The 24,696-nt window shown below is 70.9% G+C and carries 26 protein-coding genes; 19 read left to right on the forward strand and 7 right to left on the reverse strand.

The features are described from left to right. Positions 1-45: 45 nt before the first annotated feature. From alaS to ATL45_RS24400, 4 genes are read left to right on the forward strand one after another with little or no spacing between them, the layout of a single operon-like run. Positions 46-2,718 carry an alanine--tRNA ligase gene (alaS, locus tag ATL45_RS24385; protein WP_093154043.1) on the forward strand — a complete coding sequence of 891 codons (2,673 nt, stop codon included), beginning with the start codon at positions 46-48 and terminating at the stop codon, positions 2,716-2,718. Further along, entirely contained in the window at positions 2,715-3,185 is a 471-nt protein-coding gene (ruvX, locus tag ATL45_RS24390; RefSeq protein ID WP_093154047.1) for a Holliday junction resolvase RuvX, read from the forward strand. The genes alaS and ruvX overlap by 4 nt, the downstream gene beginning before the upstream one ends. Continuing rightward, a complete protein-coding gene (gene mltG / locus ATL45_RS24395; protein WP_170210337.1) occupies positions 3,182-4,384 on the forward strand; it encodes an endolytic transglycosylase MltG in 1,203 nt (400 codons plus the stop codon). The genes ruvX and mltG overlap by 4 nt, the downstream gene beginning before the upstream one ends. Then, positions 4,374-5,225, forward strand: coding sequence for a shikimate dehydrogenase (locus ATL45_RS24400; protein ID WP_093154049.1), 852 nt, complete (start codon positions 4,374-4,376; stop codon positions 5,223-5,225). Before mltG ends, ATL45_RS24400 begins: the two co-directional genes overlap by 11 nt. A gap of 214 nt (positions 5,226-5,439) precedes the next feature. On the opposite strand, the gene ATL45_RS24405 is transcribed toward ATL45_RS24400, so the two are convergent. From ATL45_RS24405 to ATL45_RS24415, 3 genes are read right to left on the reverse strand one after another with little or no spacing between them, the layout of a single operon-like run. Beyond that, the gene (locus ATL45_RS24405) at positions 5,440-5,712 is read right to left on the reverse strand and encodes an HPr family phosphocarrier protein (RefSeq protein WP_093154052.1); all 273 of its coding nucleotides are present in this window, start codon (positions 5,710-5,712) and stop codon (positions 5,440-5,442) included. A 46-nt stretch (positions 5,713-5,758) separates the two neighbouring features. Then, positions 5,759-7,021 (reverse strand): PTS transporter subunit EIIC, encoded by a 1,263-nt coding sequence (locus ATL45_RS24410; RefSeq protein ID WP_093154055.1) that lies wholly within the window; start codon positions 7,019-7,021, stop codon positions 5,759-5,761. Between the two features lie 52 nt (positions 7,022-7,073). Further along, entirely contained in the window at positions 7,074-7,811 is a 738-nt protein-coding gene (locus ATL45_RS24415; RefSeq protein WP_093154352.1) for a GntR family transcriptional regulator, read from the reverse strand. A 343-nt stretch (positions 7,812-8,154) separates the two neighbouring features. Between ATL45_RS24415 and ATL45_RS24420 the strand changes: the two genes are divergently transcribed. The 9 genes from ATL45_RS24420 to ATL45_RS24460 all read left to right on the forward strand — a co-directional run bounded on the left by ATL45_RS24420 (position 8,155) and on the right by ATL45_RS24460 (position 15,511). Further along, positions 8,155-8,391 carry a PTS sugar transporter subunit IIB gene (locus tag ATL45_RS24420; RefSeq protein WP_093154057.1) on the forward strand — a complete coding sequence of 79 codons (237 nt, stop codon included), beginning with the start codon at positions 8,155-8,157 and terminating at the stop codon, positions 8,389-8,391. Continuing rightward, a complete protein-coding gene (locus tag ATL45_RS24425; protein WP_093154060.1) occupies positions 8,388-8,843 on the forward strand; it encodes a PTS sugar transporter subunit IIA in 456 nt (151 codons plus the stop codon). The genes ATL45_RS24420 and ATL45_RS24425 overlap by 4 nt, the downstream gene beginning before the upstream one ends. Positions 8,844-9,093: 250 nt before the next feature. Then, on the forward strand, positions 9,094-9,705 hold the full coding sequence (locus tag ATL45_RS24430; RefSeq protein ID WP_093154062.1) for a prepilin peptidase: 612 nt from the start codon (positions 9,094-9,096) through the stop codon (positions 9,703-9,705). A gap of 53 nt (positions 9,706-9,758) precedes the next feature. Next, a complete protein-coding gene (gene aroC / locus ATL45_RS24435; RefSeq protein ID WP_093154065.1) occupies positions 9,759-10,964 on the forward strand; it encodes a chorismate synthase in 1,206 nt (401 codons plus the stop codon). Beyond that, positions 10,964-11,476, forward strand: coding sequence for a shikimate kinase (locus ATL45_RS24440; protein WP_093154067.1), 513 nt, complete (start codon positions 10,964-10,966; stop codon positions 11,474-11,476). The genes aroC and ATL45_RS24440 overlap by 1 nt, the downstream gene beginning before the upstream one ends. Before the next feature lie 74 nt (positions 11,477-11,550). After that, a complete protein-coding gene (aroB, locus tag ATL45_RS24445; protein WP_093154354.1) occupies positions 11,551-12,657 on the forward strand; it encodes a 3-dehydroquinate synthase in 1,107 nt (368 codons plus the stop codon). Beyond that, positions 12,654-13,088: a type II 3-dehydroquinate dehydratase gene (aroQ, locus tag ATL45_RS24450; protein ID WP_093154070.1), complete on the forward strand. Its 435-nt coding sequence runs from the start codon at positions 12,654-12,656 to the stop codon at positions 13,086-13,088. Before aroB ends, aroQ begins: the two co-directional genes overlap by 4 nt. A 213-nt stretch (positions 13,089-13,301) precedes the next feature. After that, positions 13,302-14,582: a glycoside hydrolase family protein gene (locus ATL45_RS24455; protein WP_439332501.1), complete on the forward strand. Its 1,281-nt coding sequence runs from the start codon at positions 13,302-13,304 to the stop codon at positions 14,580-14,582. Between the two features lie 269 nt (positions 14,583-14,851). Then, the gene (locus ATL45_RS24460) at positions 14,852-15,511 is read left to right on the forward strand and encodes a DUF4232 domain-containing protein (protein WP_093154072.1); all 660 of its coding nucleotides are present in this window, start codon (positions 14,852-14,854) and stop codon (positions 15,509-15,511) included. Between the two features lie 256 nt (positions 15,512-15,767). Here ATL45_RS24460 and ATL45_RS24465 read toward each other — a convergent pair whose 3' ends face one another. Beyond that, positions 15,768-16,733: a GlxA family transcriptional regulator gene (locus ATL45_RS24465; protein WP_093154075.1), complete on the reverse strand. Its 966-nt coding sequence runs from the start codon at positions 16,731-16,733 to the stop codon at positions 15,768-15,770. Positions 16,734-16,945: 212 nt separating this feature from the next. On the opposite strand from ATL45_RS24465, the gene ATL45_RS24470 reads away from it, so the two are divergent. Further along, positions 16,946-18,229 carry an MFS transporter gene (locus ATL45_RS24470; RefSeq protein WP_246025518.1) on the forward strand — a complete coding sequence of 428 codons (1,284 nt, stop codon included), beginning with the start codon at positions 16,946-16,948 and terminating at the stop codon, positions 18,227-18,229. Here ATL45_RS24470 and ATL45_RS24475 read toward each other — a convergent pair. Beyond that, positions 18,204-19,391 carry a beta-1,3-glucanase family protein gene (locus ATL45_RS24475; RefSeq protein ID WP_093154080.1) on the reverse strand — a complete coding sequence of 396 codons (1,188 nt, stop codon included), beginning with the start codon at positions 19,389-19,391 and terminating at the stop codon, positions 18,204-18,206. The genes ATL45_RS24470 and ATL45_RS24475 overlap by 26 nt on opposite strands. 293 nt (positions 19,392-19,684) lie before the next feature. Here ATL45_RS24475 and ATL45_RS24480 point away from each other — a divergent pair, with 293 nt between their 5' ends. Both ATL45_RS24480 and ATL45_RS24485 read left to right on the forward strand, forming a co-directional pair. Continuing rightward, on the forward strand, positions 19,685-20,092 hold the full coding sequence (locus ATL45_RS24480; RefSeq protein ID WP_093154082.1) for a hypothetical protein: 408 nt from the start codon (positions 19,685-19,687) through the stop codon (positions 20,090-20,092). Positions 20,093-20,148: 56 nt separating this feature from the next. Continuing rightward, complete coding sequence (locus ATL45_RS24485; protein WP_093154085.1) at positions 20,149-20,805, forward strand: spermine/spermidine synthase domain-containing protein; 657 nt, start codon at positions 20,149-20,151, stop codon at positions 20,803-20,805. On the opposite strand, the gene ATL45_RS24490 is transcribed toward ATL45_RS24485, so the two are convergent. Then, positions 20,802-21,323 (reverse strand): methylated-DNA--[protein]-cysteine S-methyltransferase, encoded by a 522-nt coding sequence (locus tag ATL45_RS24490; protein WP_093154087.1) that lies wholly within the window; start codon positions 21,321-21,323, stop codon positions 20,802-20,804. The genes ATL45_RS24485 and ATL45_RS24490 overlap by 4 nt on opposite strands. Before the next feature lie 325 nt (positions 21,324-21,648). Here ATL45_RS24490 and ATL45_RS24495 point away from each other — a divergent pair, with 325 nt between their 5' ends. The 3 genes from ATL45_RS24495 to nusB all read left to right on the forward strand — a co-directional run bounded on the left by ATL45_RS24495 (position 21,649) and on the right by nusB (position 23,872). Then, positions 21,649-22,758 (forward strand): M24 family metallopeptidase, encoded by a 1,110-nt coding sequence (locus ATL45_RS24495; RefSeq protein ID WP_093154090.1) that lies wholly within the window; start codon positions 21,649-21,651, stop codon positions 22,756-22,758. Between the two features lie 82 nt (positions 22,759-22,840). Next, positions 22,841-23,407 carry an elongation factor P gene (gene efp, locus ATL45_RS24500; protein ID WP_093154092.1) on the forward strand — a complete coding sequence of 189 codons (567 nt, stop codon included), beginning with the start codon at positions 22,841-22,843 and terminating at the stop codon, positions 23,405-23,407. A 42-nt stretch (positions 23,408-23,449) separates the two neighbouring features. Continuing rightward, positions 23,450-23,872, forward strand: a complete 423-nt coding sequence (gene nusB / locus ATL45_RS24505; RefSeq protein WP_093154095.1) for a transcription antitermination factor NusB — start codon at positions 23,450-23,452, stop codon at positions 23,870-23,872. A gap of 240 nt (positions 23,873-24,112) precedes the next feature. On the opposite strand, the gene bldD is transcribed toward nusB, so the two are convergent. After that, the gene (gene bldD, locus ATL45_RS24510; protein WP_010311046.1) at positions 24,113-24,601 is read right to left on the reverse strand and encodes a transcriptional regulator BldD; all 489 of its coding nucleotides are present in this window, start codon (positions 24,599-24,601) and stop codon (positions 24,113-24,115) included. Positions 24,602-24,696: the final 95 nt, after the last annotated feature.

The raw sequence follows: 24,696 nt of genomic DNA on the forward strand, positions 1-24,696 counted from the left end.
CCGCCACCGCGCCATCCGACACCTGAGCTCCCCGAGGATCCCACCGTGCAGACCCACGAGATCAACAGCCGATTCACCGAGCACTTCCGCAGCCGCGGCCACACCGTGGTGCCCAGCGCCTCGCTGATCCTGGACGACCCGACGCTGCTGTTCGTCAACGCCGGGATGGTGCAGTTCAAGCCCTACTTCCTGGGCGAGGCCCCGGCGCCGTACCCGCGTGCCACCAGCATCCAGAAGTGCGTGCGCACCGGCGACATCGACGAGGTCGGCAAGACCACCCGGCACAACACGTTCTTCCAGATGGCGGGCAACTTCTCCTTCGGCGATTACTTCAAAGAAGGCGCCATGCAGTTCGCCTGGGAGCTGCTGACCAAGTCCCAGTCCGACGGCGGCTACGGCTTCGACCCGGAGCGGCTGTGGGTCACCGTCTACGAGAAGGACGCCCAGGCGCGGCAGCTCTGGCAGGACGTCGTCGGCGTCCCGGCCGACCGGATCCAGGAGCGCGACGGCAAGGACAACTACTGGGACATGGGCGTGCCCGGTCCCGGCGGTCCGTGCTCGGAGATCTACTTCGACCGCGGCCCGAAGTACGGCCGCGAGGGCGGCCCGGTCGCCGACGAGGACCGCTACATCGAGATCTGGAACCTGGTGTTCATGCAGGACATCAGGGGTGAGCTCTCGCCGAAGCTGGGGCACGAGCCGATCGGCACGCTGCCCAGCAAGAACATCGACACCGGCATGGGCGTCGAGCGGGTGGCCTGCCTGCTGCAGGGCGTGGAGAACGTCTACGAGACCGACCTGGTCCGCCCGGTCATCGCCAAGGCCGAGGAGCTCTCCGGCCGCCGCTACGGCGCGAACCACGAGGACGACGTGCGCTTCCGCGTCATCGCCGACCACGCCCGCTCCGGCGTGATGCTGGTCGGCGACGGCGTGACGCCCGGCAACGAGGCCCGCGGCTACGTGCTGCGCCGGTTGCTGCGCCGGATCATCCGCTCCACCCGCCTGCTGGGCGTGCAGGAGCCGGTGCTCGGCGAGTTCAGCAAGGTCGTGCGCGACGCGATGGCGCCGAGCTACCCGGAGCTGGTCACCGAGTTCGACCGCATCGACTCGGTGATGCGCAACGAGGAAGAGGCCTTCCTGACCACCCTGACCGCCGGGTCGAAGATCTTCGACGTGGCGGTGGCCGAGACCAAGAAGGCCGGCGGCGGCCGGCTCTCCGGTGACAAGGCCTTCCAGCTGCACGACACCTACGGCTTCCCGATCGACCTGACCCTGGAGATGGCCTCCGAGCAGGGCCTGAGCGTCGACGAGCAGGGCTTCCGGGACCTGATGGCCGAGCAGCGCCGCCGGGCCAAGGAGGACGCCAAGGCGCGCAAGACCGGCCACGGCGACCTGTCCACCTACCGCACGCTGCTGGACCAGCACGGCACCACCGAGTTCATCGGCTACACCGACCTGCAGTCGCACAGCCGGGTGCTGGGTCTGCTGGTGGACGGCCAGCCTGCGAAGTCCGCGGCCGCGGGCAGCGAGATCGAGCTGGTGCTGGACCGCACCCCGTTCTACGCCGAGGGCGGTGGCCAGATCGCCGACACCGGCCGACTGGTCGGCCCCGGCGTGGCCGTCGAGGTGCACGACGTGCAGCGCGCGGTGCCGGGCCTGTTCGTGCACCGCGCCAAGGTCGTCGAGGGCGAGCTCGGCGTGGACACCATGCTGGAGGCCGCGGTCGACCAGGCCCGTCGCCACGCGATCGAGCGCTCCCACTCCGCGACGCACCTGGTGCACGCGGCGGTGCGCAGCGCCTACGGCAAGCGCGCGGCGCAGGCCGGTTCGCTGAACTCGCCGGGCCGGATGCGGTTCGACTTCACCGCTCCGTCGGCGGTCTCGGCGGGCGTGCTCGCCGGAGTCGAGGAAGAGGTCAACGACTACCTGCAGAGCGACGTCGAGGTGCAGACCTTCACCACCACGATGGACCGGGCCATGGAGCTCGGCGCGGTCGCGCTGTTCGGCGAGAAGTACGGCGACCAGGTGCGCGTCGTGGACATGGGCGAGTACTCCCGCGAGCTCTGCGGTGGCACCCACGTGCCGCGCATCGGCCGCCTCGGCGTGGTCAAGCTGGTCGGCGACTCCTCGGTGGGTTCGGGCGTGCACCGCGTCGAAGCGCTGGTCGGCATGGACGCGATGCGCCACATCAGCAAGGAGCACCTGCTGGTCAGCCAGCTGGCCGAGCAGTTCAAGGTGCCCGCCGACGAGCTGCCGGAGCGCATCAACGGCGTGGTCTCCCGGCTGAAGGCCGCGGAGAAGGAGATCCAGCAGCTGCGCGTCGCGCAGGTCCTGCAGTCCGCCGGTGAACTCGCCGAGAAGGGCACCGACGTGCACGGCGTGACCGTGGTCGCCGAGCAGGTGCCCGACGGCGTGGACGGCGGTGCGCTGCGCGCGCTGGCCGGCGAGATCCGCGGCCGGCTCGGCTCCCGCCCGTCGGTGGTGGCGCTGTTCTCCGCCGAGGAGGGCAAGGTCAGCTTCGTGGTCGGCGTCAGCGACGCGGCCCGCGACCAGGGCATCGCCGCGGGCAAGCTGGTGCCGGGCTTCGCCGCCGAGGTCGGCGGGCGCGGCGGCGGCAAGCCGGACATGGCGCAGGGCGGCGGCTCGAACCCGGCCGGGATCACCGCCGCGATCGGCGCGCTGCGCAAGGCGGTCGACCAGGTGGTGGCTGGCGGGTGAGCGAGCACCAGCGGGCGGAACCCGGACCGGGGCGTCGGCTAGGTGTCGACGTTGGTGCGGTCCGGGTGGGTGTCGCGCTCAGCGACCCCGCCCCGATGCTGGCCACCCCGCTGGTGACCCTGAAGCGGGACGAGGCGGGCGGCAGCGATCTGGCGCAGCTGGCCGAGCTCGTCACCGAGCACGACGTGGTGGAAGTCGTGGTGGGCATGCCCAAGACGTTGGCAGGCCGCCACGGCGCCGCCGCGGAGATCGCGCAGTCCTACGGCACGGCGCTCGCGGAGCGCATCGCGCCGGTGCCGGTGCGGTTCGCGGACGAGCGGTTGACCACCGTGACCGCCAGCCGGATGCTTTCGCAGCGGGGGGTCAAGGGGAAGAAACAGCGCGCCGTGGTGGACCAGGCGGCTGCGGTGGAGATCTTGCAGGCGTTCTTGGACGGTCGGGGGAAGACGCGAGAGGACCTTTCGTGACCGACGAACTCGGACTGTTCGCCGACGAGCCCGACGACAGGAGGCGACGCGCCCCCGACCCGGAGCGCTTCCGCCGCCGCAAGCGCCGCCGCCTGGTGACCGCGCTGGCCGGGCTGTTCGTGCTGGTGCTGGTGGGTGTCGGCGTCCTCTACGGGGCCAGCCAGATCATGCAGATCGGCGCCTACGACGACTACGACGGCGAGGGCACCGGTGACGTGGTCGTCGAGGTCAAGGCCGGCGACACCGTCAGCGCCATCGGCCGCACCCTGTCCCAGCAGGACGTGGTGGCCAGCACCAAGGCGTTCACCAAGGCCGCCGAGGAGAACCGGCAGATCAACAGCATCCAGCCGGGCTACTACCTGATGCGCGGCAAGATGTCCGGCGAGGCGGCCGTGGCGCACATCCTGTCGCCGAAGGCGAAGGTCGGCCGGGTGGACATCCGCGGCGGCATGCGGCTGGAGGACCAGCTCGCGCCCAACAACGGGCACACGCCGGGCATCCTGACCAAGCTCGCCGAAGCCACCTGCGCCGGTGAGAACCCCACGTGCGCCACCTCCGAGGAGATGCACCACATCGCCGCGACCGCCGACCTGAAGTCGCTGGGCGTGCCGGACTGGGCGATCGAGGGCGCCTCGCGGGCCGAGCCGAAGCGGCGGCTGGAAGGCCTGATCATGCCCGGCATCTACGACGTCAAGCCGGGCGAGTCCGCGGAGAACGTGCTGCGCGACGTGGTCACCCGTTCCGCGGCGGCGCTGGAGGCCGCGGGCCTGCCGCAGCGGGCGGAGGGCACCAAGCACTCCGCGTACGAGCTGTTGATCATCGGTTCGATCGTTCAGAGCGAAGCGATCACGAAGGACTTCGGCCAGGTCGCGCGGGTGATCGAGAACCGGCTGTCCCATCCGATCATGCGGCTCGGCATGGACTCCACGATCAACTACCCGCTGGACAAGCCGAGCCTGCTGACCGATCCGAAGGACCGCGAGCGGCCGGGGGCGTACAACACGTACATGAACTTCGGGCTGCCGCCGACGCCGATCTCGACGGCCACCAAGGAAGCGCTGGAGGCCGCGGAGAACCCGGCCCCGGGCAACTGGCGGTACTTCGTGAAGTGCTACCCGGACGGCACGTCGTGCTTCGCCGACACCTTCGAGCAGCACCGGGCCTACATCGACGAAGCGCGGGCCCGCGGTGCCTTCTGATCAGCGGCGGGCGGCGGTGCTCGGTTCTCCGATCGAGCACTCGCTGTCCCCGATCCTGCACGGATCCGCTTACGCCGCACTGGGATTGAGCGGCTGGACCTACGAGCGGGTGGAGGCCGACGAGCGGCAGCTGGTCGAGTTCGTCGCCGGTCTCGGCCCCGAGTGGGCCGGGCTGTCGGTGACGATGCCGGGCAAGCGTGCGGCGTTGCGCGTCGCCGACGAGGTCAGCGCGCGGGCCGAAGCGGTCGGCGCGGCGAACACGCTGGTGCACCGGGCCGACGGCAGCTGGGCCGCGGACTGCACCGACGTCGACGGAGTCGTCGGAGCGCTGCGCGCGGCCGGCGGCTTCTACACCGGTCACAGCGGCCTGGTCCTGGGAGCGGGCGGCACCGCCGCCGCGACCCTGGCGGCCTTCGCGGAGCTCGGCCTGCGCCGGGCGACGATCGCGGTGCGCGAGCCCGCGCGAGCGCGCGAAGCGGCGGAGACCGCGGAGCGGGTGGGGCTCGAGGTGCGCGTGGAGCGGCTGGACCGCGTCGCGCTCGCGGACGCCGCGGCAGCGGCGGACGTCGTGGTGTCGACGCTGCCGGCGGGGGCGCTCGGAGAGCGCGCGGCGGAGCTGGCGACGGCCGCTTGCGTGCTCGACGTGGTCTACCACCCGTGGCCGACGCCGCTGGCCGCGGCGGTGACCGCGGCGGGCGGTCGGGTGGCGACGGGCCTGGACATGCTGCTGCACCAGGCGTTCGGCCAGGTCGAGCAGTTCACCGGCCGCCGCGCGCCGCGCCGGGTGATGCGCGACGCACTCGCCGAGGCCACCGGCAACGAGCTCCCGCTCCCGCTCTGAGCCTCCCGCTCTGACGCGATTTCAATGGAAATCAGACATCCTATTTCCATTGAAATCGCGTAGATCCGGACGCACCACCGGTGTGTCGGGTGCCCGACGCGCCGACACCGCCCGCAAGTTCCATTGAAGTTCGATGTTCGATTTCCATTGAAGTCGCGTACGACGACGGCCCCTCCGCATCGAGCGGAGGGGCCGTCGTCGTCGGGGTGGAACCTCAGTTGGCGTTGTCCAGGTCGGTGGCGACCAGCTGGGCGATGTGGTCCAGCGCCGCTTCGGCGCCCTCACCGGCGGCCTCCAGGACGACCTCGTCGCCGAAGGCCGCGCCCAGGGTCATCAGGCCCAGGATGCTGCCCGCCTCCACCGGCTTGGTGTCGTCCTTGCGGATCGTGATCTTCACCGGCTGCGCCGCAGCGGCCTTCGCCACCAGGGCCGCGGGCCGGGCGTGCAGGCCGACCTTGCTGGCCACGGTGACCCGTCGCTCGAACATTGAGCTCTCCGTTCGTCGGGGGAAATCGGGAAAACGGTTGCCGGGGTCAGTTCTTCTCGGGGCCCGACTTGGCCTTCCCCTCGGCATTATCCGTGCTGGTCTCGGCCGTGTCGTTGTCGTCATCCTCACGGCCAGGCGTGCGCAGGTTCCACTTCGTGATCACGAACCGGAACACGAAGTAGTAGATGACCGCGTAGCCGAGGCCGATCGGGATCAGCCACAGCGAGTTGGTCGAGATGCCGAAGTTCAGCACGTAGTCGATGGCGCCCGCGGAGAAGCCGAACCCGGAGTGGATGTCCAGGAAGTTGACCAGCATGTGCGCGCTACCGGTGAGCACCGCGTGCACCAGCAGCAGCGGCCAGGCCACGAAGATGAACGAGAACTCCAGCGGCTCGGTGATGCCGGTGAGGAACGCGGTCAGCGCGGTCGAGAGCATCACGCCGCCGACGATCTTGCGCTGCGACGGCTTGGCGCACTGCCAGATGGCGAGCGCGGCGGCGGGCAGGGCGAACATGAAGATCGGGAAGAAACCGGTCATGAAGGTGCCCGCGGTGGGGTCACCGGCGAAGAAGCGGGAGATGTCGCCCTTCTCGCCGTGGTAGTCGCCGAAGAGGAACCAGACCACGTTGTTCGGGATGTGGTGCAGGCCGAACGGCAGCAGGAGCCGGTTGACCACGCCGTAGATGCCGCCGCCGATCACCGCGTTCTGGGTGACGGCGTTGCTGAAGGCGGTCAGACCTGCGTCGAAGATCGGGTAGAGCAGGCCGAGGACGACGCCGATGAGCAGCGTGGCCACCGCGGTGACGATCGGCACGAACCGGCGGCCGCCGAAGAAGCCCAGGTAGGCGGGCAGCTTGATGCGGTGGTACTTCTGCCACAGCACGGCCGCCACGATGCCGGCGATGATGCCGCCGAGCACGCCGTAGGGGCCCTTGTTGTAGACCGTGCCGTCCTCGGTCCCGGTGATCTTCCACATCACGCCGGCCAGCACCAGGTAGCCGACCGCCGCGGACAGCGCGGTGGACCCGTCGGCCTTCTTCGCGAAGCCGATCGCGACACCGATCGCGAACAGGATCGGCAGGTTGTCGAACAGCACACCACCCGCGGCGCCGACCACGTCGGCGACCGGCAGCAGCCAGGACAGCGCGCCGCCGAGGCCCTCGGCGCCGAGCAGGTCGTCCTGGCCGAGGCGCATCAGCAGCGCGGCGGCGGGTAGGACGGCGATCGGCAGCATGAGGCTCCGGCCCAGCCGCTGCAGCTGAGCGAGCCCCTTCTTGTTGCCCTTCGCCGCTGGGGCGCTGGCACTCATCGTTACCTCCTGTGTCGTGGACACCGAGTCTTCGGGGGATCCGGCTCGAGGATCAGGTGGGCCGGATGGTCGGGCGGTGCTGGCCGGAACCGCTCGGGTCGCGGTCCAGCTGCATGGTGACCTGGTACAGATCGCCGCGGTACCAGGAAGTCATGTCCTCGATCGGGCGGCCCTGCGCGGTGGCGATCCGGCGGAACACCAGGACCGGGCTGCCGGGGCGCACCCCGAGCAGCCGGGCCGTGTCGGCGTCGGCGCCTTCGGCCAGCACGGTCTGGGTGCCGGTCTCCAGCTGCACGCCGTAGCGGCGGTCCAGCAGGGTGTACATCGAGTCGGTCAGGTCCTGGTGGAGGAGACCGGGCAGCAGCCCGGCGTGGTACCAGCCGCGCTCCACCGCCATCGGAGCTCCGTCGGCCTTGCGCAGCCGGTGGAGCCAGTACGCGGTCCCGCGGGGGGCGAGACCGAGCGCCTCGGCGGTGTCCTCGGGCGGGACCGCCTCGGCGGCCTCCAGCAGCACGGTCTCCGGGTGCATGCCGCGGCGGAGCATGTCCTCGGTGAACGATGCGAGGTGCAGCTGGGAGTCCACTCGGGGCCGGGTGGTGAAGGTGCCCTTGCCGCGCACCCGCACCAGCAGTCCTTCGGCGACCAGCTGGCCGACGGCTTCCCGCACGGTCAGCCGCGAGACGCCGTAGCGGACCGCGAGTTCGCGCTCGGAGGGAACGGGTGAGCCGGGGAGCAGCTCCTCGCTCGCCAGCGCGCGCAGGATCTCCCGCAACTGGGCGTGCTTGGGCATCGGGCCGTCGCGCAGCACACCTTCAGCGCGTCGACTCTCGTCTGCGGTTCCCCGCGTGGCCACGTTGCCTCCACCGGTCCTGCTGCTCCGCCGCCCGGCGCCTTGTGGACGCCGGTCACCGGGTTGAACATTGGCGGATCACCGCCGCGTTCGCCCGGTGCTGTTGACCGGCCGCACCGAGTTGGTACTGTCCGGTCTAAACCAGTCGGTTGCGAACAATGCGCCGTCATGCGATCGGGTGTCAAGGCGGCTTCGATTTCGTTGCCGCATCGACACCGAGTGGCGCAAGATCGTCGCGACGCGGTCGCTCCGCGTCGTTGGTACGGGAGGAAGGGAGCACGCGGTGGCTCAGGACAAGGCCGCGGCGATCCTGGCCGCGCTCGGCGGCGGGGACAACGTGGTGGAGATCGAGCCGTGCATCACGCGGCTTCGCTGCGAGGTCGAGGACGGCTCGTTGATCGACGAGGCGGCGCTGAAGGCGGCCGGCGCGCACGGCGTCATGAAGCAGGGCACGGTCGTGCAGGTCGTGGTGGGCCCGGAGGCCGACACCCTGGCCGAGGACATCGAGGACCTGCGGTGAGCGTCGAGGTCGGCAGCCCGGTGGCCGGCCTGGCCGCCGCGCTCGGCGAGGTGCCGGACCCGGTGTTCTCGCAGGCCATGGTCGGGCCGGGGATGGCGATCAAGCCGTCCGGCGGGCGGGCCGACGCGGTCGCGCCGATCGCGGGCACGGTGATGACGCTGCACCCGCACGCGTTCGTGATCGCTTCGTCCGGTGGCACCGCGGTCCTGGTGCACCTGGGCATCGACACGGTCAAGCTCAAGGGCGAGGGCTTCGAGCTGCACGTGGCCAAGGGCGACGTGGTCGAGGCGGGCCAGCGCATCGTCAGCTGGGACCCGTCCGAGGTGGAGTCGCACGGCTACTCGTCGATCTGCCCGGTGATCGCGCTGGAGGTGGCGCCCGAGGCGCTGGCGGACGTCCGCGAGGACGGCCAGGTCGCCACCGGCGACGTCCTCTTCACGGTCTCCGCCTGAAGACTCCCCGATCGGGGCAAAGCACGAAGGGCACCGCCGACCGGCATCACCCGGTAGGCGGTGCCCTTCGTCGTCATCACCCCAGGTCGGAGCGGGGTGGTGGTCAATTTCGCCCAGAAGTTGACGTTCACCCAGCTGATGGTCAATTCGTGCGAAATCGGCGCCGCGCCCCGCTCGGTGGGGTCCCGACATGCGGGGTTTCGGGGTTGTGGTGCCGGGGTGTGGTGGGCCGCGGGGTGATCGTGGCCGCATGGTCGTGGTGATCGGGATCTTCGGCGGCGTTGTCGGGTTCGGCGCCGGGTGGTTCGGGCGGTTGGTGCTCGGGGCTGCTCGGCGGGGTGTGGTGGCGCCTCGGTGGTGGTGCGAGGTGGGCGTCGGAGTTCTGTGGGCCGTGGTGGCGGTGCGGGTCGCCGGTGGGATGCCGTGGTGGTGGGCGGGCGTTCCGCTCGTGGTCGGGTGGGGCGGCGTGCTGCTCTCGGTGTGCGACATCCGCGCTTACCGGCTGCCGGATGTGTTCACGTTGCCCGCCTACCCGGTGGCGTTGTTGCTGGTCGGCGTTGCGTCGGTGCATCAGCCCGGGGTGTGGGCCGGGGCGATCGGGGGCGGGTTGCTCTTCGGCGGGGTCTACCTGCTGGTGCGGGTGGTGCAGCCGGCGGCGATGGGGCCGGGCGATGTGAAGCTGGCGGGGAGCTTGGGGCTGGTGGTGGGCGCGGTGTCCGTCGGGGCGGTGCTGGCCGTGATCGCCGCGGCGGCGCTCGGCACGCTGGTCGCGGCTTCGCGGTGGGGGCGCGGGGCGATTCCGCACGGGCCGGCCGCGCTCGTTCCCGCGTGGCTGGTCACCGCGTTCGCGCCGTGGCCGTGAACTGGGCACCCGGCCGGGTTCACCGGCGACCGAACGTGGCAGGATCTACAGGTGTGCTGCGCTGGATGACCGCTGGAGAATCGCATGGCCCCGCCCTGGTGGCGGTGTTGGAAGGCATGGTGGCCGGAGTCGAGGTGACCTCGACCGACATCGCGACCCAGTTGGAGCGCCGCAAGCTGGGGTTCGGCCGGAGCCCGCGGATGAACTTCGAGGCCGACGAGCTGGAGATCATCGGCGGTGTCCGCCACGGGCGCACCCAGGGCGGCCCGATCGCGGTCCGCATCGGCAACACCGAGTGGCCCAAGTGGGAGCAGGTGATGGCCGCCGACCCGGTCGACGAGGACGTGCTGGCCTCGCTGGCCCGCAACGCGCCGCTGACCCGCCCGCGGCCCGGTCACGCCGACCTCGCCGGGATGCAGAAGTACGGCTTCGACGAGGCCCGCCCGGTGCTGGAGCGCGCCAGCGCCCGCGAGACCGCGGCCCGCGTCGCCGTCGGCACGGTGGCCCGCCAGTTCTTGAAGCAGCTGCTCGGTGTGGAGATCGTCAGCCACGTGATCAGCCTGGGCGGCGTGGACGCCGAGCACGACGTGCTGCCCGGCCCGGACGACCTGGCCGCGATCGACGAGAACCCGGTGCGGGCCTTCGGCGACGCCGCGACCGAGCGGATGATGGCCGAGGTCGACGCGGCCAAGAAGGACGGCGACACGCTCGGCGGCGTGGTCGAGGTCATCGCCTACGGGCTGCCGCCGGGCATCGGCTCGCACGTGCACTGGGACCGCAAGCTCGACGCCCGGCTGGCCGGTGCGCTGATGAGCATCCAGGCGATCAAGGGCGTGGAGATCGGCGAGGGCTTCGCCAACGCGCGCCGCCGGGGCAGCGCCGCGCACGACGAGATCTACCCCGACGAGGGCGCGAAGTGGGTGCACCGCGGCAGCAACCGGGCCGGTGGCCTGGAGGGCGGCATCACCAACGGCGAGCCGCTGATCGTGCGCGCCGCCAAGAAGCCGATCTCCAGCCTGCCCCGCGCACTGGCCACTGTGGACGTGGTGACCGGTGAGCCGGCGCAGGCGATGCACCAGCGCTCGGACATCACCGCGGTGCCGCGCGCGGCGGTGGTCGCCGAGACGATGGTCGCGCTGGTGCTGGCCGAGGCCGCGCTGGAGAAGTTCGGCGGCGACTCGCTGCCGGAGACCCGGCGCAACGTCGAGGGCTACCTGACCGCTCTGCGCGAGCGCGCCGAGAAGCGGCAGGCGCGGTGATGGCGCCACGGGCAGTGGTGGTCGGCCCGCCGGGCGCGGGCAAGACGACGATCGGCCGGTTGCTGGCGCAGCAGCTGGAGGTCGACTTCCGCGACACCGACGAGGACGTGGTGCGCACCAGCGGCCGGGCCATCGCCGACATCTTCGCCAGCGACGGCGAGCCCGCGTTCCGGGCGATGGAGGAAGCCGCCGTCGAGACCGCGCTGCGGGAGCACGACGGGGTGCTGGCGCTGGGCGGCGGTGCGGTGCTCTCCGAGCGCACCCGCGAACTGCTGGCCGGGCACCAGGTGGTGTTCCTGTCGGTCGGGCTCGCCGAAGGCGCCAAGCGCGTCGGGCTGTCCACCGCGCGGCCGCTGCTGGCCGGGGTGAACCCGCGCGCCACCTTCAAGGCGCTGCTCGACGCCCGGGTGCCGATCTACCGCTCGGTGGCCGCGGTCGAGATCGCCACCGACCACGTCGCACCCGATGAGGTCGTGGCGCAGGTCGTGGCTGCGCTGTCCGCGCGCACCTGACGCTGTTCGCCCCGCCGCGCGGACGGCTTTGCGTACTCTCTTTGTCCAGAACCGCCTTCACCGAAGGGACGATGATGACCGAACCGGTGCGGATCAGGGTTGCCGGGCAGCAGCCCTACGACGTGGTGGTCGGCCGGGGGCTGCTCGGCGAACTCGTCGACTACCTGCGCGACGCATCGTCGGTGGCGCTCGTGCACCAGCCCACCATCACCGCGACCGTCGAGGCCGTGCGCGAGGAGCTGACCGAGGCCGGGGTGGACGCCCACCGGGTGGAGATCCCCGACGCCGAGGACGGCAAGAGCCTGCAGGTCGCCGGGTTCTGCTGGGGAGTGCTCGGCAAGATCGGCATGGACCGCGGCGGTGTGGTCGTGTCCTTCGGCGGCGGTGCGGTCACCGACGTGGCCGGGTTCGTGGCGGGCACCTGGATGCGCGGGGTGCGCGTGGTGCACGTGCCGACCACGCTGCTGGGCATGGTCGACGCCGCGGTCGGCGGCAAGACCGGCATCAACACCGACGCCGGCAAGAATCTCGTCGGGCTCTTCCACGAGCCGAGCCTGGTGCTCGCCGACCTGGCGACGCTGGAGGGCCTGCCGCGCAACGAGCTGATCGCGGGCATGGCCGAGATCGTCAAGGCCGGGTTCATCGCCGACCCGGAGATCCTGCGGCTGATCGAGGCCGACGCGGAGGCCGCCACCGATCCGGCAGGCGAGGTGCTGGGCGAGCTGGTGCGCCGGTCGATCCAGGTCAAGGCCGACGTGGTCGCCGCGGACCTGAAGGAATCGCACCTGCGGGAGGTGCTCAACTACGGGCACACCCTGGCGCACGCCATCGAGCGGCGCGAGCGCTACCGGTGGCGGCACGGCGCCGCGGTCAGCGTCGGCCTGGTCTTCGCCGCCGAGCTGGCGCGGCTGGCCGGCCGGCTCGACGACGAGACCGCCGACCGGCACAAGCGGGTGCTGGACATGCTGGGCCTGCCCACCAGCTACGACCCGGACGCGCTCGGCCAGCTGCTGGAAGGCATGAAGGTGGACAAGAAGAACCGCGCGGGCGTGCTGCGGTTCGTGGTGCTCGACGGGCTGGCCAAGCCCGGTCGGCTGGAGGGCCCGGATCCGTCGCTGATCGCCGCCGCCTACTCCGCGGTGACCGGTGGCGAGGCCAAGTCCACGGGGATCCTGCTGTGAAGGTGCTGGTGCTCAACGGCCCGAACCTCGGGCGGCTGGGCAAGCGGGAGCCGTCGGTCTACGGCAGCACCACCTACGCCGATCTGGTCGCGATGTGCGAGCGCGCGGGTGAGGAGCTCGGCGTCGAGGTCGAGGTGCGCCAGACCGACCACGAGGGCGAAATGGTGCAGTGGCTGCACGAGGCCGCCGACGAGCGGTGGCCGGTGGTGCTCAACGCCGGTGCCTGGACGCACTACTCGATCGCGGTGCGCGACGCGGCGGCGCAGCTGGACGCCGACCTGATCGAGCTGCACATCTCCAACGTGCACAAGCGCGAGGAGTTCCGGCACACCAGCTACCTGTCGGACATCTCCACCGCGGTGGTGGCCGGTCTCGGCGTCGCGGGCTACCCGCTGGCGATCCGCTGGCTGGCCGAGCACGCGAGCGCGTAGGCGCGCCCGGTTCCGGGGGAGGGCGTGGTGCGGGGATCGTGGCGCTGGGCGGCCGGACTGCTCTGCGTGCCGCTGCTGGCCGGTTGCACGCCGGTGTCGGGCACGTCCGGTGCTCAGCCGAGCGTTGAATCGCGGGCCCAGCCGGGCCGGTTGCCCATCGACCTGGAGGTCGGTGGTGAGCGCGCCGGCGGCGGCGTGGTGGTCTCCGGCGGCATGCCCGCGCCGTACAACTACGGGCCGACCGTGCTGGCCGACGGCGGGCAGTACCGGGTGTGGTGGTGCAGCCAGCTGCCGGGGATCGGCCCGCCCGGTGACGACGTCCTGCACGCCGCTTCGGGCAGTCCAGCCGGTCCGTTCACCGATTCCGGCGGGGCGCCCGCGGTGCCGGTCTTCTCCGGGCAGCCGGGCGGTTTCGACGGCATGCACACCTGCGATCCGTCCGTGCTGAAGGTGGCCGATCGCTACTACCTGTACTACACCGGTGCGGCGGGCGACGATCACGCGCACGGCAATTCCATCGGCGTGGCCAGCAGCGCCGACGGGCGGTCCTGGCGGCGGGAGGCCGACGGCGCGCCGATCGTCCGGCCGTCCGGCGAGGTGCACCGGGAGAACGCCTACGGTGCCGGGCAGCCCTCCGCGCTGTACCTGGAGGGCTGGTTCTACCTGATGTTCACCGACACCACGGCCTCCGGGGCGGGCTGGAACGGCGCCGGGCAGTTCGTGCTCCGGGCGCGCGATGCGGAGTTCCGCTCGCAGGTGGAGGCGTTGACCGGGGAGGGGTTCCGGCCTGCCGGTGGCGCGCGGGCCCGTTCGGTGGTGGACGCCTTCAGCGCGGACTGGATGTGGGTGCCCGCGCTGGACGCGTTCGCGATCGCCCACCAGACCGCGGACGGCACGTCGGTCACCTTCTGGGACCGCGAGTTCACCTCGCACCCCTACCCGCCGGTGCTGATTTCCGGTCCGTGGCAGGAGGGCCCGGGTCTGGTGCGCCGCCTCGACGGCACCGCTCCGGTGTCCACTTCGGACCCGTGCGGCACGGTCCCGCTGGACGTCCTGCGGGCCACCGCGCTGCTGCCCGCGCCGACCGACATCCGCCACTTCGGCATCGACGTCACCGGTTTCGACGGCTGCGCCACGCCGGAGCAGGCGGCGGTGGTGCTCGACGGCTTCGCGGTGCCGTCGCCCGCGCGCACCGTCGACGTGCTGCACGACGGGCAGCGGATCCGGGTGGAGCGCCGTTCGGTGGCGGAGCTGCTGGTCGCCGGTGTTCTCGACCAGCGGGTGTCCGCAGTGGACGGACTGCCGGTGGTGGGCACCATCGGGACCGGGGCCGAGGCGTTGCGCGCGCCGAGCGGCGAGGTCGCGCTGCTGGACGACGAAGGTCGACTGTGGACGGTCGCGCCCGAGGTGGCGGCGGCCAACGGATCTCCGGTCACCGACGTCTCGCAGTCGGAGTGGGACTCCCGCCCGCGAGGCGGCGACCTCCGCCGCTGAGCCTTCCCCCGTCGCCCTGGGTGCAATTTCAATTGAAATTTGACGTCCGATTTCAATTGAAATTTGACGTCTGATTTCCATTGAAATCGCGCAGTCGCCCGACGTACCCCGGTGTGTCGGGGGCCTGGGGCGGTTTCGGACAGTGACGTTTTGCCCTGTTTGGGCGGTGTGTGCGGTTTCGGTCGGTGGTTGAGAAGTTTTGGTCGCAACCTTTCCTCGTGCCGAACGTCCACTGAACGGCAAGACGGGGGCAAGGAAAGGTGAGACAGATGAATCGGGCGAAGTTCCTCGCGGTCGCGGCGGCGGCGCTGGCGGTCGGGCTGACCGCGTGCAGCCCTGGCGGATCCGGCGAGCAGAGCACGGTGAACAACGCCCAGCCCCCGGCCCTCCAGGACGATTCCGGTGGCAGCGCGGTGGATTCGCCGGCGAGCGACGAGACGCAGGACGAGACGCCCTCGTCGACGGTCGCCGCGCCGCCGGACGGGCCGGTCGGTGATCCGCTGTGCAAGGCCGCCGACCTCGCGCTGTCCTTCGGCCAGAGCGACGGCGCCACCGGCGGCCGCTACACGCCGCTGATCTTCACCAACACCAGCTCGCACAACTGCGTCATCCAGGGCTTCCCGGGGGTGTCCTACGTCGGCGGGGACGACGGGCACCAGATCGGTGCGGACGCGTACCGGGACGGCAAGAAGGGCGGCGCGGTCAACATGGCGCCCGGTGACAAGGCCTCGGCCGTGATCAAGTTCACCACGGTGGAGAACTACGACCCGGCCGAGTGCCGCCTGGAGGTGGCCAAGGGCCTGCGGATCTACCCGCCGCAGGAAACGGCCTCGCTGTTCATCCCGTTCGACTACGAGCAGCACGGCTGCGCCAACGCCGAGAAGTCCCAGCTCTCCATCCAGACCATCCAGGCGGGCGTCTCGCAGTGAGGTTCTTCCCGTCTCGTCTTGCATAGCGGTGCGGGTTTCGAAACCTCAGTGCCCGCCTGGACTCCGGGTGCCCGGCCCTATGTGTGACCAATGCGCGGCCGGGCCTCCTCGCCAGGCGAACGTTGAGAACCCGCGGCGGTGCGGGCTGCGGCGGCGGTTATGCGCCCGCGACAACTCCCGAGCTACGACCTGCTGCTCGTCGCGGTTGCGGGCATGAAGGTCAGGTCAAACCGAGCCGCCAGCTCGTCGTAGCGCCTCAGGAGCGGAAGGTGCGGCGGTAGGTGGCCGGGCTGGTGCCGAGCCGGTGGCGCAGGTGCTTGCGCAGCGAGGCCGCCGTGCTCAGGCCCGCCTGCTCGGCCACCGCGTCGATCGGCAGGTCCGTGGATTCCAGCAGGTGGCGGGCGTGCTCCAGGCGTTGCCGGAGCAGCCAGTCCATCGGGCTGGAACCGGTCTCGTCCCGGAACCGGCGGGTGAAGGTCCGCACGCTCGTCCCGGCGTGCGCGGCGATCTTGTCGAGGGTCAGCGGTTCGGCGAGGTTCCGCAGCAGCCAGGCGCGGGTGTTCGAGGTGCCGTTGCCGTCCGGTTCCGGCACCGGCCGCTCGATGTACTGGGCCTGGCCGCCTTCGCGCCACGGCGGCACCACGCTGGAGCGGGCCGCGCGGTTGGCCACCTCGCTGCCGTGGTCGCGGCGGATCACGTGCAGGCACAGGTCGATCCCGGCGGCGACCCCGGCCGAGGTGAGCACGTCGCCGTCGTCGACGAACAGCACGTCCGGGTCCAGGTCGACCTCCGGGTACAGGCGGCGGAAGTCCTCGGCGTACGCCCAGTGCGTGGTGGCCGGCCTGCCGTCGAGCATGCCCGCCGCGGCGAGCACGAACGCGCCGGTGCAGATCGACATGATCCGGGTGCGGGCGGGCAGTCCGGCCAGGTAGTCGGCCAGTTCCGGGTCCAGGCTGCCGTCGGTGCGCGGCCCTTCGAGGTGGGTGCCGGGGATGATCAGCGTGTCCGGCGAGCGCAGGTGCTCCGGCCCGGCGCTGGGCAGGACGGCGAAGCCCTTGGTGGTGGAGATCGGCCCGCCGTCCAGGCTGCACACCTGGACGGCGTAGAGCTGCTCGCCGGCCGCGTCGCGGGCGCCGCCGAAGATCTGCGACGGTATCGCGAGGTCGAAGCCGACGACGTCGGGCAGGCCCAGGACGGCGATCCGGTGCGGACTGGTGGCCATGCGCGCTGTTCCGCCTCTCCGTGATTTTCAGTGGTGGTCGCGTTCGGGGTTGAACTCGCGTTTCGCGGTTTCTTGTGGCTGGGTTGGATCACGGTCCCCTGAGGTGCGGTTGCGCAGGACTCCGGTTGAGGCAAGGGGCCGTGGCCGGATCTTCTCACATCTTGTCCCTCCGGCCACTGGTTCGGCGTCTGCGCTTCGGTGAAGCTGGTCAGGTGATCAGCACTGCGTCCGCGCGGCGCATCCACCCCGCGTGGTGGGTCGCGGCCGTCGCCTTCGTCGCCTTGGTCGGCTCCGCCGCGTTCCGCTCGATGCCCGGCGTGTTCATGAATCCGCTGCACGACGAGTTCGGCTGGCCGCACAGCGTCATCTCCGCCGCCGTCTCGCTCAACCTGCTGCTCTACGGGGTGACCGCGCCGTTCGCGGCGGCGCTGATGGACCGCTTCGGCATCCGCCGGATCACCGTCTTCGCGCTGGTGCTGATCGCGGCGGGCAGCGGGCTCACCGTGTTCATGACCGCCAGCTGGCAGCTGGTGGTCTGCTGGGGGCTGCTGGTCGGGCTGGGCACCGGGTCGATGGCGCTGGCCTTCGTCTCCACCGTGGTCGACCGGTGGTTCGTGGCGCGGCGCGGGCTGGTCAGCGGCGTGCTGACCGCGGGCAGCGCGACCGGCCAGCTGGTGTTCCTCCCGCTGGCCGCGGTGCTGGTCGACGAGTTCGGGTGGCGGATCGCCTCGCTGACCATCGCCGGGACGGCGCTGCTGGTCGCCCTGCTCGTGCTGCTGGTGATGCGCGAGCGCCCCGCCGACGTCGGGACCACCGCCTTCGGCGCGACCGGCGACGAGCCGGAACCGGTGCGCGCCGGCGGCAACCCGGCGGCCAACGCTCTGCGCGCGCTGCGCGAAGCCGCCCGCACCCGAGCTTTCTGGCTGCTGGCAGGCGGTTTCGCGATCTGCGGGGCGAGCACGAACGGGCTGGTCAACACGCACTTCGTGCCCGCCGCGCACGATCACGGCATGCCGACGACCACGGCCGCCGGGCTGCTGGCCGTGATCGGTGTCTTCGACGTGGCGGGCACCGTGCTGTCCGGCTGGCTCACCGACAAGGTCAACCCGCGGATCCTGCTGGCTGTCTACTACACGCTGCGCGGGATCTCGCTGTTCGTGCTGCCGCAGCTGTTCGCGCCCTCGGTCGGGGCGAACATGGTGCTGTTCGTGGTGTTCTACGGACTGGACTGGGTGGCCACGGTGCCGCCGACCATGGCGCTGTGCCGGGAGCACTTCGGGCCGCGCGCGTCGGTGGTGTTCGGCTGGGTCTTCGCCTCCCACCAGGTCGGCGCGGCGGCCGTCGCCACCATCGCGGGCGTGGTGCGCGACCAGTTCGGCGACTACGCCGCGGCCTGGTACGGCGCGGGCCTGCTGTGCCTGCTGGCGACGGCCTTCTCCGTGTCGATCCGGCGCCGCGCGCCGGAGGAGGTCACCACGGTGTCAGCGTCACGGTGATAGACGTCGGCGCGTTGTCCTGGACGTAGGAGGCGAAACCGGCCACGTCGTCGAAGGCGAAACCGTAGGCCTTGCCGTCCTCGGTGTTCTCGTGCATCACCTTCGAGTAGTGGTTGGTGATGTCGTGGCGGTAGAAGGCCGCCGGATCGGTGCCCGGCTGGTCGGCCGAGTCCAGCAGGATCGAGCGGTTGAAGCCGGCGCCGAGGATCGCCGCGACCGGGCCGGTGATGCCGTCGTTCGGCGCGGCCAGCGCACCGTCGCAGAACAGCACGTCGCGCGTGGACGGCTTGCCGATGGGCTTCACGCCGCCGTCGAAGTTGAAGGTGTCGCCGGAGACCTGGCCGGTGAAGACCTTGCCGTTGTCGGTGTCCACCCGCAGCTGGGTGCCCTGGTACTTCGACCAGACCTCGTCGATGTAGGAGTCGTAGTAGGTGCCGGAGAACCTGCCGAGGTCCAGCCCGTGGCCCGGCGCGATCACCCGCAGGTCGTCCTGGCGCAGCCCGGCGAAGTCGGGGTGCTCGGCGACACCGCTGAGGATCCGCTCCCGGCCGCCCGCGGGCACCGTGCCGGTGGTCTGGTCCGCGGCGCCCCGCAGGTGGATCGACAGCGGCACGCTGAACATGTCGACCATCGTGGTGTTGCAGTACATCCCGTCGGCCTTGAGGGTGAATTCGACGGTGTCGTGCAGGATTCCGTAGTTCGGGTCGCTGTCCACCCAGCCCGCCGGGTACTGCAGCGCGGGCTTGCCGTCGCCACCGACGACGACCTTGAACTTCAGCTTCTCGCCGAGCGCGAAGTAGATCCGCCCGGACATGCTGGGCAGGTTCAGCTGGGTGTCGCCGCTGCCCTGCAGCGGGATGGCGTAGTCGGCGAACCCGTCGGAGCCGTTGTCGGACTCCGAGACCGGCACCAGCTGCCCCTCCGGCGTGACCCGGGACTGCTCGCCGGTGTCGAGGTTGGTGCCGACGACGTAGACGTGGATCGAGGCGTTGTCGAACTGACCGCTGGAGTTGACGATCGTCAGCGGCAGCGGGACCGCCGGCGCGCGGCGACCGGCCAGCGGGGGCACCGCGAGAGCGGGGGAGGCGGCCAGGCCGCCGAGGGCGGGCACGGCGAGGGCGGCGGCGGAAACACCGCGGAGGAAGGATCGTCTGCTGGGCACGGCGCGTCCCTTCGGTCGGAATTGGTTCGGGAGCGCAACAATTGTGGGAACGCCCTCACCAACCGCCAATACGCCGGAACGCCGTCGGCCGCTGCCCGATCCGGAGCAACGGGCGAGCCATTTCCGGACAACCCCGAGGTTCCGGGCGTGCGCGCCGCACCGGGGGATATCCCTACCGACGTTCCCGCTTTTGCCGGAAAACGGGAACCGGCGATCGTCTGCGCATTCGCCGAGAATGCCGCGGCGATGCGGATTCCGAGAGCTCGGCATCGTGACGTGCTATTTTCCGGCGGGTGGAGAAGGTCGTGGTTTTCCTGGCGTGGATTGCGATCAGCTGTTTGTTCGCAGCTTTTCTGGCGCGGTCCGCATCGCGGATCTTGCTGCTCCGCTACGGGGAGCGCGCTCAGGGACGACTCGTCCGCTTCCGGGAAACCACCGGTGATAATCCTCGGACGAAGGCCGTTTACCGGTTCTCGCCCGAGGTCGGCGGTGTGCTGGAGTTCGAGGAAGACGCGTCGCTGGCGCACCGCGGGAACGATCCCGTCCTCGTGCGGTACTGGAGCTTCCACCCCCGGCTCACCGCCTCCACTATCGGCCCCGACCGCGCGTGGGACGCGCTGTTGGGGGACCTTTTCCCGCTGTTCGTCACCGGCGCTCTCTCCGCCGCGTCGACCTACGTGCTGCTCTTCGGAGCTTTCTGACTGGCGGACGTAAGGTGGTTCGATCGTCCGCCGTCGGGTTGGTTAATGTTGCCGCGATGGCAGAACTAGTCGCGCGCGGCGAGTCCGAGCGTGGCGAGCTCGCGCTGCTGCGCCGGGACGACGTGCTGGAGCTCCGGGTCAACGGCGTGTTCGTCATGGACACCGCGCACACCGCAACCGAACGGGAACTCGCCACCGCCACGCTGCGCGCCGTGGACGCGGTGCGGTTGCGGGTGCTGATCGGCGGGCTGGGACTGGGTTTCACGCTGCGCGAGGTGCTGGCCGATCCGCGGGTGGAGGAAGCGCACGTCGTCGAGATCGAGCCGGATCTGCTGACGTGGCACCAGGACGGCCTGGTGCCGCACACCGCCGCCGCGGTCCGCGACGAGCGGGTTCGCTGGCACGTCGGCGATGTCGCCGAGGTGCTCGCCGCCCAGCCGGCTGATCACTTCGACGTCGTGCTGCTCGACGTGGACAACGGCCCCGACTTCCTGGTCTACGACGCCAACTCCGCGATCTACCGCAGCGAATTCCTCGCGCGAGGCAAGGAGAAGCTGACTTCCGGCGGCACGCTGGCGATCTGGTCGGCCGACACCTCGCCCGCGCTGCGGGCCGCGCTGCACGAGGTCTTCGGCAACTGCGAGGAGCTGGCGATCCCGGTGCTGCTCGGCCAGCACGAGACGACCTACCACTTGTTCCTCGCCGTCCGCTAGGACTCCAGCAGGTCGAGTTCGAGCAGGCTGGGTTCGATGATCCCCTCCAGCACCAGCAGCTTCCGCTTGGCCTCCAGGCCCGGGCCGAAGCCGCCGAGCCCGCCGCCGCTGGCCAGCACCCGGTGGCACGGCACGATCAGCGGGATGGGGTTGCTGCCCATGATCGTGCCGACCGCGCGCGAGGCCTCCGGGCGTCCCGAGAGCTCGGCCAGCCGCTTGTAGCTGACCGCTTCGCCGAAGGGCACGAGCTCGAACAGGGTGCGCAGCACGTGCAGCCGCAAGCCCTGCATCGGTTCCCACTCGATCGGCACGTCGAACTCGCGGCGGCGCCGCGCGAAGTACTCGTCGAGCTGCCGGGCGGTCTCGGCCGCCAGCCCGGTGTCGCGCACCAGCTCCGCCTCGTACTCGCCGAGCACCTCCTCCGGCCCGGCGAAGGCGATCTGGCGCACTCCAGACACCCCGGCCACCACGGTCAGCGGCCCGACCGGACTCGCCAACACGCTCCACGACAGCGACATGCCCGAACCTCGACTTCTTCCAGTGGTTGGTTTGCGTGGCGGTGCGGGTGGCGGAACCTCAGCGTCCGCCTGGCTGCGGGATCGGCGTTCTGATGTATGTCCGATACACGGCGAACGGGCTGTCCTCGCCAGGCGAACGCTGAGAACCCGCGGCGGTGCGGGTTGATGGCCCGCTCACCGAAAAGCGCAAGCGGCTCACGCCGCTTGTGAAGTGAACGGTATCGCTCAGCACCGACAACGTGCTGCGCACAAGGCTGTGGCGGCTTCCCGCCGACCGCCGAGCTGACCAGGTCCGGGCACTGGTCCGCGGGTTAGGCTCCGGAACATGTCCGAAGCGCACTCCCACCGACGGCAAGCCCTCCGCGACCGCCTGCGCGCGCAGGAACTGGACGCGATCCTGGTGACCGATCTGCTCAACATCCGCTACCTCACCGGCTTCACCGGGTCCAACGCCGCGCTGGTGGTGCACGCCGCCGACGAGCCGGGTGCCGAGTCGAGGACGGTGTTCTGCACCGACGGCCGCTACCTGACGCAGGCCCAGGAGCAGGTCCCGGACCTGGAGCGGGTGATCGACCGGGCGAGCGATCTGACGCTGGCCGACCGGATCGGCTCGGCCGCCGCCGAGCACCGCCGCGTCGGGTTCGAGAGCCAGCACGTCACCGTCGACCGCCGCGACGTGCTGGCCGAGGCCGCGGGCAAGGCCGAGCTGGTGCGCGCGCCGGGCCACGTCGAGCACCTGCGGCTGGTCAAGGACGAGACCGAGATCGAGGCGCTGCGGATGGCCTGCGCCGCCGCCGACCGGGCGCTGGCCGATCTGATCGAGCACGGCGGGCTGCGCGCCGGCCGCACCGAGCTGGAGGTCGCCCGCGAGCTCGACTCGCGGATGCTGGACCACGGCGCCGCCGGGCCGTCGTTCGACACGATCATCGCCTTCGGCGCGAACTCCGCGGTCCCGCACCACCGGCCGACCGACGCGGTGCTGGCCACCGGCGACTTCGTCAAGATGGACTTCGGCGCGCTGGTCGACGGCTACCACTCGGACATGACCCGCACCGTGGTGCTGGGCAAGCCCGCCGACTGGCAGCGCGAGATCTACGAGCTGGTGCGCACCTCGCAGGCCGCCGGGCGGGCCGCCGTGCAGGACGGCGCCGACGTGCGCGAGGTGGACACCGCGGCGCGCAAGGTGATCGAGGACGCCGGGTACGGCGAGCAGTTCCTGCACGGCCTCGGGCACGGCGTCGGGCTGGAGATCCACGAGGCACCGACGTTGTCCCAGCGGGGAGACGGTAGAATCAGCGCCGGGATGGCGGTCACCGTCGAGCCTGGCGTTTATCTGGCGGGGCGGGGCGGGGTCCGCATCGAGGACACGCTGGTCGTGCGTCCCAGCACGCCGGAGCTCCTCACCTTGACGACGAAGGAGCTCGTCGCAGTCTGACGCACTGCAGTGCGCCGACACCGCCGGAATCTCGATTCGGCGGAACACGCCCGAAGCCATCACCACAGGAGAAGATCCCCACGTGGCATCCACGAACGACCTGAAGAACGGACTGGTGCTCAACATCGACGGCCAGCTCTGGTCCGTCGTGAACTTCCAGCACGTCAAGCCCGGCAAGGGTGGCGCCTTCGTGCGCACCACGCTGAAGAACGTGCTCTCCGGCAAGGTCGTGGACAAGACCTTCAACGCCGGGGTGAAGGTGGAGACCGCCAACGTCGACCGCCGCGAGATGACCTACCTCTACGACGACGGCACCGACTACGTCTTCATGGACCCGGACACCTACGACCAGGTCAACATCTCGCGCGAGGTGGTCGGCGACGCGGCGAACTACATGCTGGAGAACAGCACCGTGTCGGTGGCCCGCCACGACGGCGAGCCGCTGTACATCGAGCTGCCCGCCTCGGTCGAGCTGGTCGTCCAGCACACCGACCCGGGCCTGCAGGGCGACCGCTCCACCGGCGGCACCAAGCCGGCCACCCTGGAGACCGGTGCCGAGATCCAGGTGCCGCTGTTCCTCAACACCGGTGACAAGGTCAAGGTCGACCCGCGCGACGGCCGGTACCTCAGCCGCGTCAACACCAAATGAGCGCCTGCCCGTCGGCCACCGCGGCCGGGAAGAGGGTGTGAGGTGGGTTCACGGAGCAAGGCGCGCAAGCGCGCGGTGGACTTCCTCTACGAGGCCGACCAGCGCGGTGTGGACGCGGTGACCCTGCTGTCCGACCGGGTCGGTTCCCCGGAGGTGCCGCCGGTCGCCGACTACACCGTCACCCTGGTGGAGGGTGTCACGGAGAACCGCGGCCGGATCGACGAGCTGCTCACCCAGCACGCCGAGGGCTGGTCGCTGGACCGGATGCCCGCGGTGGACCGCTCGGTGCTGCGGCTGGGCCTCTACGAGCTGCTGTGGAGCGAGGACGTTCCGCCCGCCGTGGCGATCGACGAAGCGGTCGAGCTGGTCAAGGCGCTGTCCACGGATGACTCGCCGCGCTTCGTCAACGGCATCCTGGGCCGCATCGCGGGCATCAGCAACCGCCTCCGCAAGACGGTCAAGTAACCAGGCGCCCGACACGGACGTGTGAATACCGAAGGGCACCTCCCGCCGGCCGACCCGGCGGGAGGTGCCCTTCGTCATGCCCGCATCCAGGTCCTGCCACCCGTCGGGTGAAGGGCGCCTCCGAGCGAGCAGCTCGCCCAGAGGTGCCCTCGACCTCGTCGCGGCCCCGCGATCGGGGATGTGAGAAGGGCACCCCTCACCGGTCGGTTCGGGGTGCCCTTCGGGCCTGTGCCGAAGTTCTCACTCCTCGCGGGCGGGACGGGCCTCCGGCGGAAGCACACCCCAGTCGATGAGCTGCTCGGTGAGCTCTCCCGGCGTCATGTCGTAGATGATGGCCAGGGATCGCAGGTCCTCGGTGCGGATGGACAGCACCTTGCCGTTGTAGTCACCGCGCTGGCTCTGGATGGTGGCCGCGTAGCGGGCCAGCGGGCCCACCTTCTCAGCGGGCAGCTGCTGCAGCCGCTCGAGGTTGATCACGACCTTGGTGGCGGGCTCGGCGCCGGACGGCACCCGGCCCTCCGGAAGCAGTTCCGCGACCGGAACCCCGTAGAAGTCGGCCAGCTCGGCCAGCTTCTGCACGGTCACCGCACGGTCGCCGCGCTCATAGGACCCGACGACCACGGCCTTCCACCGCCCGCCAGACTTCTGCTCGACGCCGTGCAGCGACAGACCCTGCTGCTGGCGGATAGCGCGGAGCTTGCTGCCCAGCGCCTTGGCGTAGTCGCCCATGTGGCGTTTCTCCGTTCGTTCGCCCCGTCAGCCGATAGTGCCGACCGGGGAGCAAAGCTCAGATCGATACGGAGAGTAATGTTCGCTCGCCAGCG

Source organism: Saccharopolyspora antimicrobica (assembly GCF_003635025.1).
GTDB lineage: Bacteria > Actinomycetota > Actinomycetes > Mycobacteriales > Pseudonocardiaceae > Saccharopolyspora > Saccharopolyspora antimicrobica.